The 13,725-nt window shown below is 59.6% G+C and carries 12 protein-coding genes and 2 pseudogenes; 9 read left to right on the top strand and 5 right to left on the bottom strand.

Features of this window, described 5'->3' with window-relative positions:
* Position 1: 1 nt before the first annotated feature.
* Both fahA and maiA read left to right on the top strand, forming a co-directional pair.
* Positions 2-1,306, top strand: a complete 1,305-nt coding sequence (fahA, locus tag AB4O41_RS12225) for a fumarylacetoacetase (protein WP_460147888.1) — start codon at positions 2-4, stop codon at positions 1,304-1,306.
* A 12-nt stretch (positions 1,307-1,318) separates the two neighbouring features.
* Positions 1,319-1,954 carry a maleylacetoacetate isomerase gene (gene maiA / locus AB4O41_RS12220; protein WP_460147887.1) on the top strand — a complete coding sequence of 212 codons (636 nt, stop codon included), beginning with the start codon at positions 1,319-1,321 and terminating at the stop codon, positions 1,952-1,954.
* A 48-nt stretch (positions 1,955-2,002) separates the two neighbouring features.
* Here maiA and AB4O41_RS12215 read toward each other — a convergent pair.
* Positions 2,003-2,802, bottom strand: a pseudogene (locus AB4O41_RS12215) (SirB1 family protein).
* 183 nt (positions 2,803-2,985) lie between these two features.
* On the opposite strand from AB4O41_RS12215, the gene AB4O41_RS12210 reads away from it, so the two are divergent.
* From AB4O41_RS12210 to AB4O41_RS12195, 4 genes are all read left to right on the top strand, one after another.
* Positions 2,986-4,005: a Glu/Leu/Phe/Val dehydrogenase family protein gene (locus tag AB4O41_RS12210; protein WP_460147886.1), complete on the top strand. Its 1,020-nt coding sequence runs from the start codon at positions 2,986-2,988 to the stop codon at positions 4,003-4,005.
* Positions 4,006-4,129: 124 nt separating this feature from the next.
* Positions 4,130-5,224 carry a pyruvate dehydrogenase (acetyl-transferring) E1 component subunit alpha gene (pdhA, locus tag AB4O41_RS12205; RefSeq protein ID WP_460147885.1) on the top strand — a complete coding sequence of 365 codons (1,095 nt, stop codon included), beginning with the start codon at positions 4,130-4,132 and terminating at the stop codon, positions 5,222-5,224.
* On the top strand, positions 5,217-6,203 hold the full coding sequence (locus tag AB4O41_RS12200; RefSeq protein WP_460147884.1) for an alpha-ketoacid dehydrogenase subunit beta: 987 nt from the start codon (positions 5,217-5,219) through the stop codon (positions 6,201-6,203). Before pdhA ends, AB4O41_RS12200 begins: the two co-directional genes overlap by 8 nt.
* 14 nt (positions 6,204-6,217) lie before the next feature.
* On the top strand, positions 6,218-7,321 hold the full coding sequence (locus AB4O41_RS12195) for a dihydrolipoamide acetyltransferase family protein (RefSeq protein ID WP_460147883.1): 1,104 nt from the start codon (positions 6,218-6,220) through the stop codon (positions 7,319-7,321).
* A 174-nt stretch (positions 7,322-7,495) separates the two neighbouring features.
* Here AB4O41_RS12195 and AB4O41_RS12190 read toward each other — a convergent pair.
* Positions 7,496-7,735 (bottom strand): annotated as a pseudogene (locus AB4O41_RS12190) (YebG family protein); the annotation flags it as partial.
* 367 nt (positions 7,736-8,102) lie between these two features.
* Here AB4O41_RS12190 and AB4O41_RS12185 point away from each other — a divergent pair.
* Complete coding sequence (locus AB4O41_RS12185; RefSeq protein WP_460147882.1) at positions 8,103-8,603, top strand: phosphate-starvation-inducible protein PsiE; 501 nt, start codon at positions 8,103-8,105, stop codon at positions 8,601-8,603.
* On the opposite strand, the gene AB4O41_RS12180 is transcribed toward AB4O41_RS12185, so the two are convergent.
* The 3 genes from AB4O41_RS12180 to AB4O41_RS12170 form a co-directional block, all read right to left on the bottom strand.
* On the bottom strand, positions 8,600-8,917 hold the full coding sequence (locus AB4O41_RS12180; protein WP_460147881.1) for a DUF3509 domain-containing protein: 318 nt from the start codon (positions 8,915-8,917) through the stop codon (positions 8,600-8,602). The genes AB4O41_RS12185 and AB4O41_RS12180 overlap by 4 nt on opposite strands.
* 213 nt (positions 8,918-9,130) lie before the next feature.
* Positions 9,131-10,432 carry a serine/threonine transporter gene (locus tag AB4O41_RS12175; protein WP_460147880.1) on the bottom strand — a complete coding sequence of 434 codons (1,302 nt, stop codon included), beginning with the start codon at positions 10,430-10,432 and terminating at the stop codon, positions 9,131-9,133.
* A gap of 63 nt (positions 10,433-10,495) precedes the next feature.
* Positions 10,496-11,872: an L-serine ammonia-lyase gene (locus AB4O41_RS12170; protein ID WP_367374230.1), complete on the bottom strand. Its 1,377-nt coding sequence runs from the start codon at positions 11,870-11,872 to the stop codon at positions 10,496-10,498.
* Positions 11,873-12,007: 135 nt separating this feature from the next.
* Between AB4O41_RS12170 and AB4O41_RS12165 the strand changes: the two genes are divergently transcribed.
* Both AB4O41_RS12165 and AB4O41_RS12160 read left to right on the top strand, forming a co-directional pair.
* A complete protein-coding gene (locus AB4O41_RS12165; protein ID WP_007903267.1) occupies positions 12,008-12,955 on the top strand; it encodes a LysR substrate-binding domain-containing protein in 948 nt (315 codons plus the stop codon).
* Between the two features lie 214 nt (positions 12,956-13,169).
* Positions 13,170-13,577 carry an HPF/RaiA family ribosome-associated protein gene (locus AB4O41_RS12160; protein ID WP_008070486.1) on the top strand — a complete coding sequence of 136 codons (408 nt, stop codon included), beginning with the start codon at positions 13,170-13,172 and terminating at the stop codon, positions 13,575-13,577.
* Positions 13,578-13,725 lie beyond the last annotated feature (148 nt).

Genomic DNA, 13,725 nt, shown 5'->3' with positions numbered 1-13,725 from the left:
CATGACTCAGACTTCCATCACTCGTAGCTGGGTTGCCTCCGCCAACGGCCACGCGGATTTTCCGCTGCAAAACCTGCCGTTGGGCGTGTTCAGCGTGAAGGACTCCGCGCCGCGCAGTGGCGTGGCGATCGGCGACCATATCTTTGATCTGGAAGCGGCACTGGATGCCGGCTTGTTCGATGGCATTGCGAAGAAAGCAGTCGAAACCACCCGTGGCGGCCAGTTGAATGCGTTCTTCGAATTGGGCCGCGAGGCTCGTGTCGCTTTGCGCGAACGTCTGCTGGAACTGTTTGCTGAAGGCAGCACCCTGCACGGCAAGATCGAAGCCCAAGGCGCCAAACTGCTGCCGCTGGCGGCGGATTGCGAAATGCACCTGCCGGCGAAGATCAACGACTACACCGATTTCTACGTCGGCATCGAGCATGCGCAGAATGTCGGCAAACTGTTCCGCCCGGACAACCCGTTGCTGCCGAACTACAAGTACGTGCCGATTGGTTACCACGGCCGTGCTTCGACTATTCGCCCGTCCGGCGCTGACGTTCGCCGTCCGAAAGGCCAGACCCTGCCGGCCGGCCAGACCGAGCCGACGTTTGGTCCGTGCGCACGACTGGACTACGAATTGGAACTGGGTATCTGGATCGGTCAGGGCAACGAAATGGGCGACTCGATCGCCATCGGTGATGCCGCCAATCACATCGCCGGTTTCTGCCTGCTCAACGACTGGTCGGCACGGGACATCCAGGCCTGGGAATACCAGCCGCTGGGTCCGTTCCTCTCCAAGAGTTTCATCACCAGTATTTCGCCGTGGGTGGTGACGGCCGAAGCGCTGGAGCCGTTCCGTCGTGCCCAGCCTGTGCGCCCGGAAGGCGATCCGCAGCCGTTGCCGTACCTGTTCGATAAACGTGATCAGGCTGCCGGTGCCTTCGACATCGAACTAGAAGTGCTGCTACTGACTGAATCGATGCGCGAGCAAAATCTGCCAGCCCATCGCCTGACCCTCAGCAACACCCAACACATGTACTGGACCGTTGCCCAACTGGTTGCGCACCACAGCGTCAATGGTTGCCAGTTGCAGGCGGGTGATCTGTTCGGTTCGGGCACGTTGTCCGGTCCTGAAAACGGTCAGTTCGGCAGCCTGCTGGAAATCACCGAGGGCGGTAAAAAACCGATCGAACTGGCGTCGGGCGAGGTGCGTAAATTTCTTGAGGATGGTGACGAAATCATTCTGCGCGCGCGTTGCAGCCGCGAGGGTTTTGCTTCCATCGGTTTCGGCGAATGCCGCGGCAAAGTGCTGCCAGCGCGCTAAGAGGATCGGGTCATGGAACTCTATACCTACTACCGTTCGACCTCGTCTTACCGGGTGCGTATCGCGCTGGCGTTGAAGGGGCTGGATTACCAGGCGCTGCCAATCAACCTGATCGCGCCGCAAGGTGGCGAACATCGGCAGCCGACGTATCTGGGCATCAACCCGCAAGGCCGGGTGCCGGCTTTGCGCACTGATGAGGGCGAGTTGCTGATCCAGTCACCGGCGATCATCGAATACCTGGAGGAACGTTATCCACAGGTGCCATTGCTGTCCAAAGACCTCGCCGCCCGCGCCCATGAGCGTGGCGTGGCGGCGGTGATCGGGTGCGATGTGCATCCGCTGCACAACGTCAGCGTGCTCAACAAGCTTCGGCAGTTGGGGCACGATGAGCCGCAGGTGGTGGAGTGGATCGGTCACTGGATCAGCCAAGGGTTGGCGACGGTGGAGCAAATGATCGGTGACACCGGTTACTGCTTTGGCGATCAACCGGGGCTGGCGGACGTCTATTTGATCCCGCAGCTGTATGCGGCCGAGCGCTTCAATATTTCACTGGAAGCCTACCCGCGAATTCGTCGGGTGGCGGCGCTAGCGGCGACACATCCAGCCTTCTTCCTGGCCCATCCGGCGAATCAGCCCGATACCCCGTAACAAGGTTGTCAGAAACAAGGTCCTGCCGAAGGCTGCGATCTTTTGCTTTTAATGCACGACCGAGTTAGGCGGTAGGTGCCCTAATCGTTCAGTCAGGCGAATCCGCTGGATCGGATCGTCACTGAGCAGCAGCGCATGCTCCAGGTCAAAGCGCTCGGCATTCGGGCAGTCCAGTCGTTGGTAGAGGCTGGCCCGGGCCAGATAGTCGGAGGCGTTGGCGTTGCCCAACTCAAGCACGCGCTCGGCGTCGATCAAGGCGTCGATGTAATCATCGTTGGTGAGGTACAGCTGGCGCAGGTTGCGCGACAGCCGTTGCAGCATCTGCGCCGGTTCGGCGGTCAGCAAATGCTCGGCGCCAAGCTTCATGTTCGGGCCGTACTGACGTTGCAGCAGTTCTCGACAATCATTGGGGTACAGCCGTCGCCCGCCACACGGGTCGAGCAGATGATCGGCGCCTTGTACCCGCAGCAGGAAATGCCCGGGAAAATTGACCCCATGGGTATCTCCAGCCTTCTGGCCAGTTCCAGCGCAATCAGGCCCAGCACCAGCGGTTGCCCCCGCCGACGTTCCAGTACTTTATTGAGTAACGCCACTTGCGGGCGCAAGGGCGTGGAGTCGTCCTGAGCGAACCCCAGGTCATTCATTCGCCGCAACAACGGTTGGGCCAATTCACTCACCGGCAGCATCGGCAACCCATAGCTGACCCGTTGTTGCAGGTCCTTGAAGTCCGCCAGCACGGCCTCGGGATTCAGCTCCTTATCGTGCTCGACGGCCATCCACAGCGCTGCCTCGAACAGCGCGGGCGGTGATCGTTGTAGACAGTCAAAAAAACGTTGGCGCGGGGTCATCAAAATCTCCGGCGAATGCCTCGTTTTAGCCCCGTCACAGGTTTTCGTCCAGTGCTGCACACAGGCAGTAACAGGTTATGTCCGAAAGCGTTCAAAGCGACGCCGCTTATTCCGGTGCGCTTCTGCAATTTTTGTGCGCAAGCCTATACTGGCGACTACAAGAAGTGATTCGGGAGCCCTACGATGTTCGCTCTCATGCAAAGCACTCGCCTTGAATCGCTGCACCTGAGCGTCGATCCGGTCACCGGATTGAAGGCGGTGATTGCCATCCACAACAGCCGTCTGGGGCCTGCCCTGGGCGGGTGTCGTTACCTTGCTTACCCCAGCGATGAATCCGCGATCGAGGATGCCGTGCGCCTTGCCCAAGGCATGAGTTACAAGGCGGCCCTGGCCGGCCTGGCTCAGGGCGGTGGCGTTGCGGTGATTGTTCGCCCGGCCCATGTGGAAAACCGCGCCGCGCTATTTGAAGCTTTCGGGCGCTGCATCAACGAACTCGACGGTCGCTACATCACCGCCATCGACGCCGGTACCTCGGTGGCGGACATGGATTGCATCGCCCAACAGACGCAATTCGTCACCAGCACCACTGCCGCAGGCGACCCGGCGCCGCACGCCGCCATGGGCGTATTCGCCGGTATTCGCAGCACCGCCATGGCCCGCCTGGGCAGCGATAATCTCGAAGGATTGCGCGTCGCCATTCAAGGCTTGGGCAACGTCGGTTATGCCTTGGCCGAACAGCTACACGCAGCCGGTGCCGAGCTGCTGGTCAGCGACATCGATCACGGAAAAGTGCAGCTGGCCATGGAGCAATTGGGCGCTCATCCAATCGCCAACGATGCGCTGCTCAGCACACCGTGCGACATACTCGCGCCCTGCGGCCTGGGCGGTGTGCTTAACAGCAACAGTGTGTCGCAACTGCGCTGCGCGGCGGTCGCCGGTTCGGCAAACAACCAACTGATCCATCTGGAAATCGCCGATCAACTGGAACGCCGGGGCATTTTGTATGCGCCCGATTACGTGATCAATGCCGGCGGGCTGATCTACGTGTCGCTCAAACACCGAGGGGAAGAGCTGACGACCATCACCGCGCACCTGTCGAAAATCAGTTCACGGCTGACCGAAGTCTTCGCCCATGCCCAGGCGGAAAAGCGTTCTCCGGCCCGGGTGGCGGATGAGTTGGCGGAGAAAGTGTTGTACCGGTAATGCTTGTACTGGTGAAAAGTTTGAAAGGAGTGAGAGCCTATCCGGCCCATTGCTCCCCAAGCCCTGCGCCACAAACGTAGGGCCTGACAATTGCACGCCGACTCCGCGTGCCAGGAGCCCTGTGATGCTTCACAAGGTTGAGTTGCCTTACACCCGATTTCTATCCCCTGACGGCCGGTTACTCGGCAATCTTCCCACCTGGGCCGACGACTTCAATCTGCTGACGCGCCTGTATCGGCAGATGGTCCTGACCCGCCTTTTCGATCAGAAAGCTGTCGCCCTGCAACGCACCGGACGCATCGGCACCTACGCGCCGACCTTGGGTCAGGAAGCCATTGGCGTCGCGGTCGGCAGCCTGATGCACACTGAAGATGTATTGATCCCGTACTACCGCGACACCGCCGTGCAGTTGATGCGCGGTGTGCGCATGGAAGAAATCCTTTTGTACTGGGGCGGCGATGAGCGTGGCAGCGACTTTGCCGACCCGGCCGTCGCTGAGGATTTCCCGATCTGTGTGCCGATCGCCACCCAGGCCCTGCATGCCTGCGGCGTTGCCAGCGCCTTCAAAATCCGCGGCGAGCATCGGGTCGCGGTCACCACTTGCGGCGACGGCGGAACCAGCAAAGGTGATTTCCTCGAAGCCCTCAATGTTGCTGGCGCCTGGCAGTTGCCGGTGGTGTTTGTGATCAACAACAACCAATGGGCGATCTCGGTACCGCGACGAATTCAGTGCGGCGCTCCGACCTTGGCGCAAAAAGCCATTGGCGCCGGGTTCCACGGCGAGCAAGTTGACGGCAATGACATGCTCGCCGTTTACGACCGCATGCAAGCGGCCCTCGAACGGGCGCGCCACGGGAAAGGCCCGGTGTTACTCGAATGCCTGAGCTATCGCCTCGGCGATCACACCACCGCCGACGATGCCACGCGCTACCGATCTGCGGATGAGGTCAAGCAGGCCTGGCTCGAAGAGCCGATCAAACGGCTGCAACGTTTCATGGCCGGACAGGGCGTATGGGACGAGGGTCGCGAACAGGCACTGATCAGCGAATGCCAAGGCTTGGTGCAGGGGGCTGTGGATAACTTCGAAGCTGCGGGCCTGCAGGCACCGGAATCGGTGATCGATCATGTCTACGCCCAGTGGCCGCAAGCTTTGGCCGAGCAGCGCGAAGACTTCCTCGAACGGGTGGCGCGCCGGACGGGAGGTTCGGGCCATGAGTAACGGTAAGGTGACGCTGCTGGAAGCGGTGAATCTGGCGTTGCATCGGGCCATGAGTGAAGACGAAAACGTCATCGTCCTCGGTGAAGACGTCGGGGTGAATGGTGGCGTGTTCCGCGCCACGTTGGGCCTGCGCGACAGTTTTGGTTTCAAACGGGTGATCGACTCGCCGCTGGCCGAAACCATGCTCGGTGGACTGGTGGTGGGCATGGCCGCCCAAGGCCTGAAACCGGTGGTGGAAATCCAGTTCATGGGCTTCATCTACGCCACCATGGAGCATCTGGTATCTCACGCCAGCCGCATGCGCAATCGCACGCGCGGGCGGCTCACCTGCCCGATGGTGATGCGCTCGCCGATGGGCGCAGGAATTCGTGCGCCGGAACATCACAGCGAAAGCACCGAAGCCCTGTTCGCGCATATTCCGGGGCTGCGGGTGGTGATCCCGTCCTCGCCAGCCCGGGCCTATGGCTTATTGCTCGCGGCCATCGATGATCCGGATCCGGTGATATTTCTCGAACCAACCCGGCTCTATCGAATGAACCCGCAACCGCTGCTGGATGACGGTAAACGCTTGCCGCTGGATTGCTGTTTCACCCTGCGTGAAGGCAGCGACCTTACCTTGATCAGTTGGGGTGCCAGCGTGATGGAAACCCTGCAAGCCGCCACGCAACTGGCCGAGCAGGGGGTCTCGGCGGAAGTGATCGATGTCGCCAGTATCAAACCTCTGGACCTCGACACGATGGAAGCCTCGGTGCGCAAGACCGGTCGCTGCGTGATCGTGCATGAAGCGCCGCGCTCCTGCGGGGTTGGCGCGGAAATCGCTGCGAGCCTCTACGAACGGGTATTTCTGCAATTGCAGGCACCGATCCAGCGAGTCACCGCGCCCGACATCCCACCGCCGCTGTATCGACTGGAATCGCTGTACATGCCCGGCGTCGAAGACATTCTTCACGCTTGCGACATCGTGCTGCACCACGCCTGACAGAGGAGGTTGCGATGAAATATTTCAAACTGCCGGATCTGGGCGAAGGCTTGCAGGAGGCGGAAATCGTTCGCTGGCACGTCAAGGTCGGCGACACCGTCAAGGCCGATCAACTATTGGTGTCGGTGGAAACCGCCAAGGCGCTGGTGGACATTCCCGCGCCCTACGACGGAGTGGTGGCGAAAACATTCGGTGGCGAGGGCGACATTCTTCACGTTGGCGAACCTCTGCTCGGTTACGAAGGCGAAGCGGATGCGGGTACGGTGGTCGGGCGGCTTGAGGGCGGCGGTACGAATCAGGAGGATGCATTTTTCATCGGCGCTGCACCTTCGACTCGTGAGCATCTGGCGAACCGTGCCACGCCGGCGGTGCGTCAACTGGCTCGGCAGCTCGGTGTTGAACTGAGCGCCTTGGTCGGCTCCGGTCAGGATGGTCAGATCACCCGCAGCGACGTGGAAAACGCGGCCCAAACGGAACGCGAACGCTTCGGCGGCGAGAAGCTGCGCGGAGTGCGACGCAGCATGGCACTGAACATGGCCAGATCCCATGCCGAAGTGGTGCCGGTGACGATTTTCGGTGATGCCGACCTGCATCGCTGGGGTCAGGCACGAGAACCGCTGATTCGTCTGGCCAAGGCCATGGCGGCAGCCTGCGCCGTAGAACCGGTGCTCAACAGCGCCTTCGATGGCAAAACCCTGGCGCTCAAGCAACACGAACGACTCGATCTGGGCATTGCCGTGGATACGCCTGACGGTTTGTTCGTACCGGTGCTGCGCGATGTCGGTCAGCGTACGGCAGCGGATTTGAAAGAAGGTGTGATGCGTCTGCGGGCCGACGTGCAGGCACGCTCGATCCCGCCCCAGGAAATGATGGGCGCCACCCTGACCCTGTCGAACTTCGGCACCTTGTTCGGCCGTTACGCCAACCCGGTGGTGGTGCCGCCGCAAGTGGCGATTCTCGCTGCCGGGGCGATCCGCGATGAACCGGTGGCGGTCGACGGAGCAGTGATGGTGCATCCAATCCTGCCGCTGTCCCTGACCTTCGATCATCGCGTGGTTACCGGTGGCGAGGCGGCGCGGTTCTTCAAGGCGTTGGTCGAGGCGCTGGAACAACCCTAGATCCAGGTTTCCCGCAGGCATGAAAAAGGCCCTGAGCCATTTGACTCAGGGCCTATTCAATTCGGGCATTGCTTACTTTGGTGTCTTGGCGGCTTTGGCTGGCTTGGTCGGCTCAGCTGTCTCAATCGCTTCAACGGGTGCAGCCTTTTCAACGATTTCAGCCGGCACGTTCAGCAACTCGGACAGTGCGTCCGGCTGGCTCTTGAATGCCTTGGCGAATACATCACGGTTCTTCGCCATGTAGATCCCGGCTTCTTCCACTTGCTGTTCGGTCAGGGACGGAACGGCTTTCTGCAACACTTCAGCCAGCAATTCGGCCAGTTCGAGCATTTTGTCATGACGGTCAGCTTCGGCTTTATCCATGAACAAGCGCTCCAGATCTCGGCTGCTGCGGTATACCACTTCGACGGCCATTCACCACCTCACATGCCTTCACATTAGTTGTCTGTTTCGACTACTGTATTTATATACAGCGAAAAGGATAAGCGAATCCCCGCGCTTTGGGTAGTGGCTTTTTAATGTAGACCGAATTCAGGGTTTGTCAGGTGGACCGTGTTGCTCCCATCGCGAGCAGGCTCGCTCCCACAATGGTTTTGTGAACGCTGCAGATCTCTTGTGGGAGCGAGCCTGCTCGCGATGGGGGCCGTCCAGACACCACAAAAGTGTCCAGTAGCAGCCCATCGCCATCTCACCCAACAGCATCTGGCCTTTTTCTGCATGCAGAATAACCGTCACGTCCAACCCGCATCATCCGCTCGAACCGAGCTAAGGAACCATCAAAGTGAAAATCAACTGGGCCGAGAACCTGCGGCAGAACGTGCACCAACTGGCCGAGTCCCTGGGCAACCTGTTCGTCGAGACCTTCCACTACCTGGCACTTTTCGCCATCGGCGCGGTGACCGCGTGGGCGGCGGTGATGGAATTCCTCGGGATGCTCGAACAGGGACATATCAAGATCGATGACATCTTGCTGCTGTTCATCTACCTGGAACTGGGGGCAATGGTCGGGATTTACTTCAAGACTAACCACATGCCGGTGCGCTTCCTGATTTACGTGGCGATCACTGCGCTGACGCGGCTGCTGATCTCCAACGTCTCGCATCACAATCCGCCAGACCTGGGGATCATCTATCTGTGCGGCGGGATTCTGCTGCTGGCGTTTTCGATTCTGGTGGTGCGTTACGCCTCGTCGCAATTTCCTTCGGTGAAGATTGAACACCCGCAACGCAAGATCGGTGCGGGTTCCGGTGAGCATCCGGAAGTGGAGAAGGGCGAGCTTTAAAGCCCCATTGAAGGTCGGTGCCGGGATTTGACCAAGGGCGGTGGCGGGTTGCGACTGTCGCCGTCGGTCATGGCTTCGAGGATGGCCACGGCGCTGTGGCCCTGTTCGATGGCGATGCCGAATTGAATGCTTTGCACCAGGCGTTTGAGGCGCTTGGGATCGTTGCGCTGTTCGGCGCTGATCATCCGTTTGGCCACTACACGGCCGCTTTTAGAGAGGGTCAGCATGATGCTGCCGTCCAGCCCCTGAATGCTCAGGTTGACTTGATAATCCGGTGCAAAGGCATCGGTAATGAGTTGAAAGGGGTTGTCCATGATGCGTCACCGCCTGATTGAACGTGCAGTTGTTGACCGGCCATGATCGGGATTAGTTCGCAACACCAGACCATCGGCCATTCCATAGCCATATCGCCATCATCGCGTTTGCTACAGGGATATAGCAAAGGGCATGCCGGGAAAACGATGGAACAATGAACACGGCAAAAAAATGGCGGGCACTCTGGCCCGCCTTCTTTTTGCCTGCCCGTTTCAGGGCATGAACGAGTAGATGATCGCAGACAGTGCAATCAAACCGATCAATACCACAAACACGTTCGAGGCCTGATTCGAGTACTGGCGCAAGGCCGGCACACGGCGGATGGCGTACATCGGCATCAGGAACAGCAGGCACGCGATGATCGGCCCGCCAAGGGTTTCGATCATGCCCAAGATGCTCGGGTTGAAGGTCGCGACGGCCCAGCAACTGAGGATCATGAACAGCGCAGTGACGCGGTTCAGCCAACTGCTGGACATGACGCGGCCACGGCCACGCAGGCTTTTCACGATCAGGCCCTGAAAGCCTTCGCTGGCGCCGATGTAATGGCCGAGGAAGGATTTGGTGATCGCCACCAGCGCAATCAACGGCGCGGCATAAGCGATGACCGGTGTCTGGAAGTGGTTGGCGAGGTACGACAGGATCGAAATGTTCTGTGCCTTCGCAGCGGCTAAATCAGCCGGGGACAACGCCAGCACGCAGCTGAAGCAGAAGAACATCACCGTGACGACCATCATGACGTGAGCGATCGCGAGAATGCCACTGCTCTTGCGTTCGGCTTGCTCGCCGTAACGCTGTTTCTGATCGACGGCGAAGGCCGAGATGATCGGCGAATGGTTGAACGAGAACACCATCACCGGAATCGCCAGCCACAAGGTCTTGAAGAACAGCGGCAGTGGCATGCCTTCGCTGGCAGTGGCGAAGAACGCGCCGTTCCAGTTCGGGATCAGGCTGACGCCGAGCAGCAGCAATGCCGCGACGAACGGGTAAACCAGCACGCTCATGCATTTGACGATGACGCTCTGACCGCAACGGACGATCGCCATCAAGCCGAGAATCAGCCCCAGCGACAGGATCGCCCGAGGTGGCGGTGTCATGTGTAACTGGTGCTCCATGAGGCTGCTCAGGGTGTTGGTCAGTGCCACGCTGTACACCAGCAAAATCGGGAAGATCGCGAAGAAATACAGCAGCGTGATCAGCTTGCCGGCGCCGACGCCGAAGTGTTCTTCCACCACTTCGGTAATGTCTCCGGAACGCCCGGACAGCACGAAGCGCGTCAGGCCGCGGTGGGCGAAGAAGGTCATTGGAAAGGCCAGTACCGCCAGCAGCAGCAGCGGCCAGAAACCACCGACACCGGCGTTGATCGGCAGGAACAACGTGCCGGCGCCAATCGCCGTGCCATAGAGGCCAAGCATCCAGGTGGTGTCGTGTTTACTCCAGCCTTTGTGGGTTATTTCGCTATTGCGTGTCAGGTCTACAGCGGGATTATCGGCAACAGGTGTACGTACATCGGTCATCGTTTTTGCCTCGTTATTATTCTTGCTCGGGCTCACGTATTGCGGACGGTCAGGGAGTGCTCCTCAGCACTCCACCCAGCTGACAGCCAAGCCGCCCCGTGAAGTTTCTTTGTATTTGTCGTGCATGTCGGCACCGGTATCGCGCATGGTGCGGATTACCCGGTCCAGGGAAATAAAGTGTTTGCCGTCGCCGCGCAGAGCCATTTGCGTGGCGTTGATCGCCTTCACGGCAGCGATTGCGTTGCGCTCGATGCACGGCACCTGGACCAGACCGCCAACGGGGTCGCAGGTCAGGCCGAGGTTGTGTTCCAGGCCGATTTCGGCGGCGTTTTCCAGTTGCTCGGGAGTCGCTCCGAGTATGTCGGCCAGACCGGCGGCGGCCATGGCGCACGCCGAACCGACTTCACCCTGGCAGCCGACTTCGGCGCCGGAAATCGAGGCGTTTTTCTTGCAGAGAATGCCTACGGCCGCAGCGCCCAAAAAGAACGCCACGACGTCATCGTCTGACGCGTCCGGGTTGAATTTCATGTAGTAGTGCAGCACGGCGGGAATGATCCCGGCCGCCCCGTTTGTAGGCGCGGTAACCATGCGTCCGCCGGCCGCATTTTCTTCGTTCACGGCGAGGGCGAACAGGTTGACCCACTCCATGGCTGACAGGGTGGAGCTGATGACATTCGGTTTGCCGATTTCCAACAGACTGCGGTGCAATTTCGCGGCGCGACGCGGAACATTCAAACCGCCGGGCAGGATGCCTTCGTGACGCAAACCTTGCTCGACGCATTCACGCATCACCGACCAGATATGCAGCAAGCCCTGGCGGATTTCGGCGTCGCTGCGCCAGGCTCGTTCGTTGGCCATCATCAGCTCGGAAACCCGCAGACCGTGCTGGTTGCAGAGCTTGAGCAATTCGGCGGCGCTGGAGAAATCGTATGGCAGGACTACATCGCTGGTCGGCGCAATGCCGGATTCGGCTTCGGCTGCTTCGATGATGAAACCACCGCCCACCGAGTAGTACGTTTGCTCGAACAGTTCACCGGTTTCGCCAAAGGCTGTCAGAGACATGGCGTTGGGGTGGTAGGGCAGGCTCTCGTCGAGCAGCAGCAGATCGCGCTGCCAGTTGAAGGCAATGGTCGATTTACCGGCCAGACTCAGTTCGCCGGTTTCATGCAAAGTTTGGATTCGGCTGTCGATGGAGTTCGGCTCAATGCTGTCTGGCCATTCGCCCATCAGGCCCATGACGCAGGCACGGTCGGTGGCGTGACCGACGCCAGTGGCCGAAAGGGAACCGTAGAGGCGGATTTCTACCCGCCGTACGTCGGCCAGTAAATCCTGGTCAATCAGTGCTTGGGCGAAGGTCGCGGCGGCGCGCATCGGGCCGACGGTGTGGGAACTGGACGGACCGATGCCGACTTTGAAGAGATCGAAAACACTGATAGCCATGCTAAAGCCTATACAAGCAATGGAAGAGAAATCGCCGCCATTTCTGTAGGACAAGCGCAATGTCGGCGATACTGCCAAGCTCGGTCCTACGTGACCAACGAAACTTCCTAAGACAGCCTTTAGCAGGACTAAACAATGAGTCGCCAATTGCACGCCCAGACCTACGTCTGGCTGCACGTGTTTTCGTGTGCCGCACGGCACTTGTCCTTCACCCGTTGTGCCGAAGAACTGCACATCACGCCGGGGGCGGTCAGTCAGCAAATTCGCCAACTGGAAGAGCGGCTGGGCTTTCGCCTGTTTCATCGTCGCGCCCGGGGCGTGGAATTGAGCGCCGAAGGCCAGCGATTGGCTATCACCGTCAACGAAGCCTACGGCAGCATCGATGCGGAATTGCGACGACTGGATGCGGGAATGATCAGCGGGATTTTGCGATTACGCTCGATTCCATCGTTCCTGAGCAAATGGCTGACCCCGCGCCTGCCGCGTTTGCAACAGCGCTTTCCGGATATTCAGCTGCGTCTGGTGGCCGAGGACAGCAGTGTTCCGTTGCACGAAGGCGATTTCGATCTGGCGATTGACCTGAACGACGGCAGTTATCCCGGATTGTTATCCACAGCCTTGTTGGATGAGCAGATCTTTCCGGTGTGTGCCCCGAGCCTGCTTCGCGGCCGGCCGCCACTGCACGGCCCGGCAGACCTGGTGCATTTTCCGTTGCTGCACGACATCACCGCCTGGCGCGGCAGTTACGAGTACGCGGAATGGGAGTTTTATCTCAACGCCATCGGCTTCGAGGGCGCGGATGTGCGGCGTGGGCATACCTTCAATCGCAATCATCTGACCATCGAAGCGGCCATTGCCGGGATGGGCGTGGCGATTGCACGGCGAACGCTACTCAACGATGAACTGGAGCGCGGGACGTTGATCGTGCCTTTTGGCCTGGCGGTGCCTAATCACAAGCGTTACGTGCTGCTCTATGCGCCGGGCGCGCTGAGTCATCCGGGCGTACGCGCGGTGCATGACTGGCTGGTGGAGGAGGCGGGGATATTTCGTAGTCTGCATCCGCTGGCGGAGCGGCAGATGTGAGCAGCTAATACATCAAGCAGGGGCGACCGAACTCCCGACATTAACAGCGCTTTTACCCGTTGTCCGGCTTTTTTTGCGTATGAATATTTATCTTTTTTTAGGGGTTGAATTATCCAGCGTACACACCGATTGTGTAACCAAGAGGTCACGGTGATGACGCCCAAGGGGCTAGCTGACCGGCCTCTCGCGAGCTAGCTGAAATAAGGGAAGAACTATGCAAATCCAAGTCAATAGCGATAACCATATTCAAAGCAGCATCCGACTGGAGGAGTGGGTACGTACGACCATTGAGAGCACGCTCGAACGTTATGAAGAGGACCTGACCCGCGTCGAGGTCCACCTGCGGGACGAGAACGGCGACAAGCCCGGTCCCCACGATATGCGCTGCCAGTTGGAAGCGCGGCCAAAGGGCCACCAACCGATTTCTGTCACTCATAAAGCCGCTAACCTGGAACTGGCGATCGACGGTGCGGCCGAAAAACTCGAACATGCGCTTGAACATCTGTTCGGCAAACTGCGGGGCAAACCACGTGCCGCTGTGGTGCCGTTCGAAAGGCCTACGGCCGATGCGCTGCTGGAAGACGAGTTTCTCGAGAACGAACAGGCTGCACAAAACGGCTGAGGCCTGATTCACTTTTTACCTTCCCACGTTCTCTCCACCTAAAAAACGGGCCTGCTTATGCAGGCCCGTTCTTGTTTCAGCATCCACCGATCCCCATGCTAGTCAGCCTGCAAAATATCGCAGGCTTCGTCAGCTCCTACGCCGAACG

The organism is Pseudomonas sp. S2_A02 (assembly GCF_054668495.1).
The sequence above is the reverse complement of the archived record's forward strand: the minus strand, read 5'-3'. Positions and strand labels throughout refer to the sequence as shown.

Coding starts and splice junctions, on each gene's coding strand:
- AB4O41_RS12170 (WP_367374230.1), bottom strand. CDS start 11,872: ATGGCTATCAGTGTTTTCGATCTCTTCAAAGTCGGCATCGGTCCGTCC.
- pdhA (WP_460147885.1), top strand. CDS start 4,130: ATGCTTCACAAGGTTGAGTTGCCTTACACCCGATTTCTATCCCCTGAC.
- AB4O41_RS12200 (WP_460147884.1), top strand. CDS start 5,217: ATGAGTAACGGTAAGGTGACGCTGCTGGAAGCGGTGAATCTGGCGTTG.
- AB4O41_RS12160 (WP_008070486.1), top strand. CDS start 13,170: ATGCAAATCCAAGTCAATAGCGATAACCATATTCAAAGCAGCATCCGA.
- AB4O41_RS12175 (WP_460147880.1), bottom strand. CDS start 10,432: ATGACCGATGTACGTACACCTGTTGCCGATAATCCCGCTGTAGACCTG.
- fahA (WP_460147888.1), top strand. CDS start 2: ATGACTCAGACTTCCATCACTCGTAGCTGGGTTGCCTCCGCCAACGGC.
- maiA (WP_460147887.1), top strand. CDS start 1,319: ATGGAACTCTATACCTACTACCGTTCGACCTCGTCTTACCGGGTGCGT.
- AB4O41_RS12210 (WP_460147886.1), top strand. CDS start 2,986: ATGTTCGCTCTCATGCAAAGCACTCGCCTTGAATCGCTGCACCTGAGC.
- AB4O41_RS12195 (WP_460147883.1), top strand. CDS start 6,218: ATGAAATATTTCAAACTGCCGGATCTGGGCGAAGGCTTGCAGGAGGCG.
- AB4O41_RS12180 (WP_460147881.1), bottom strand. CDS start 8,917: ATGGACAACCCCTTTCAACTCATTACCGATGCCTTTGCACCGGATTAT.
- AB4O41_RS12165 (WP_007903267.1), top strand. CDS start 12,008: ATGAGTCGCCAATTGCACGCCCAGACCTACGTCTGGCTGCACGTGTTT.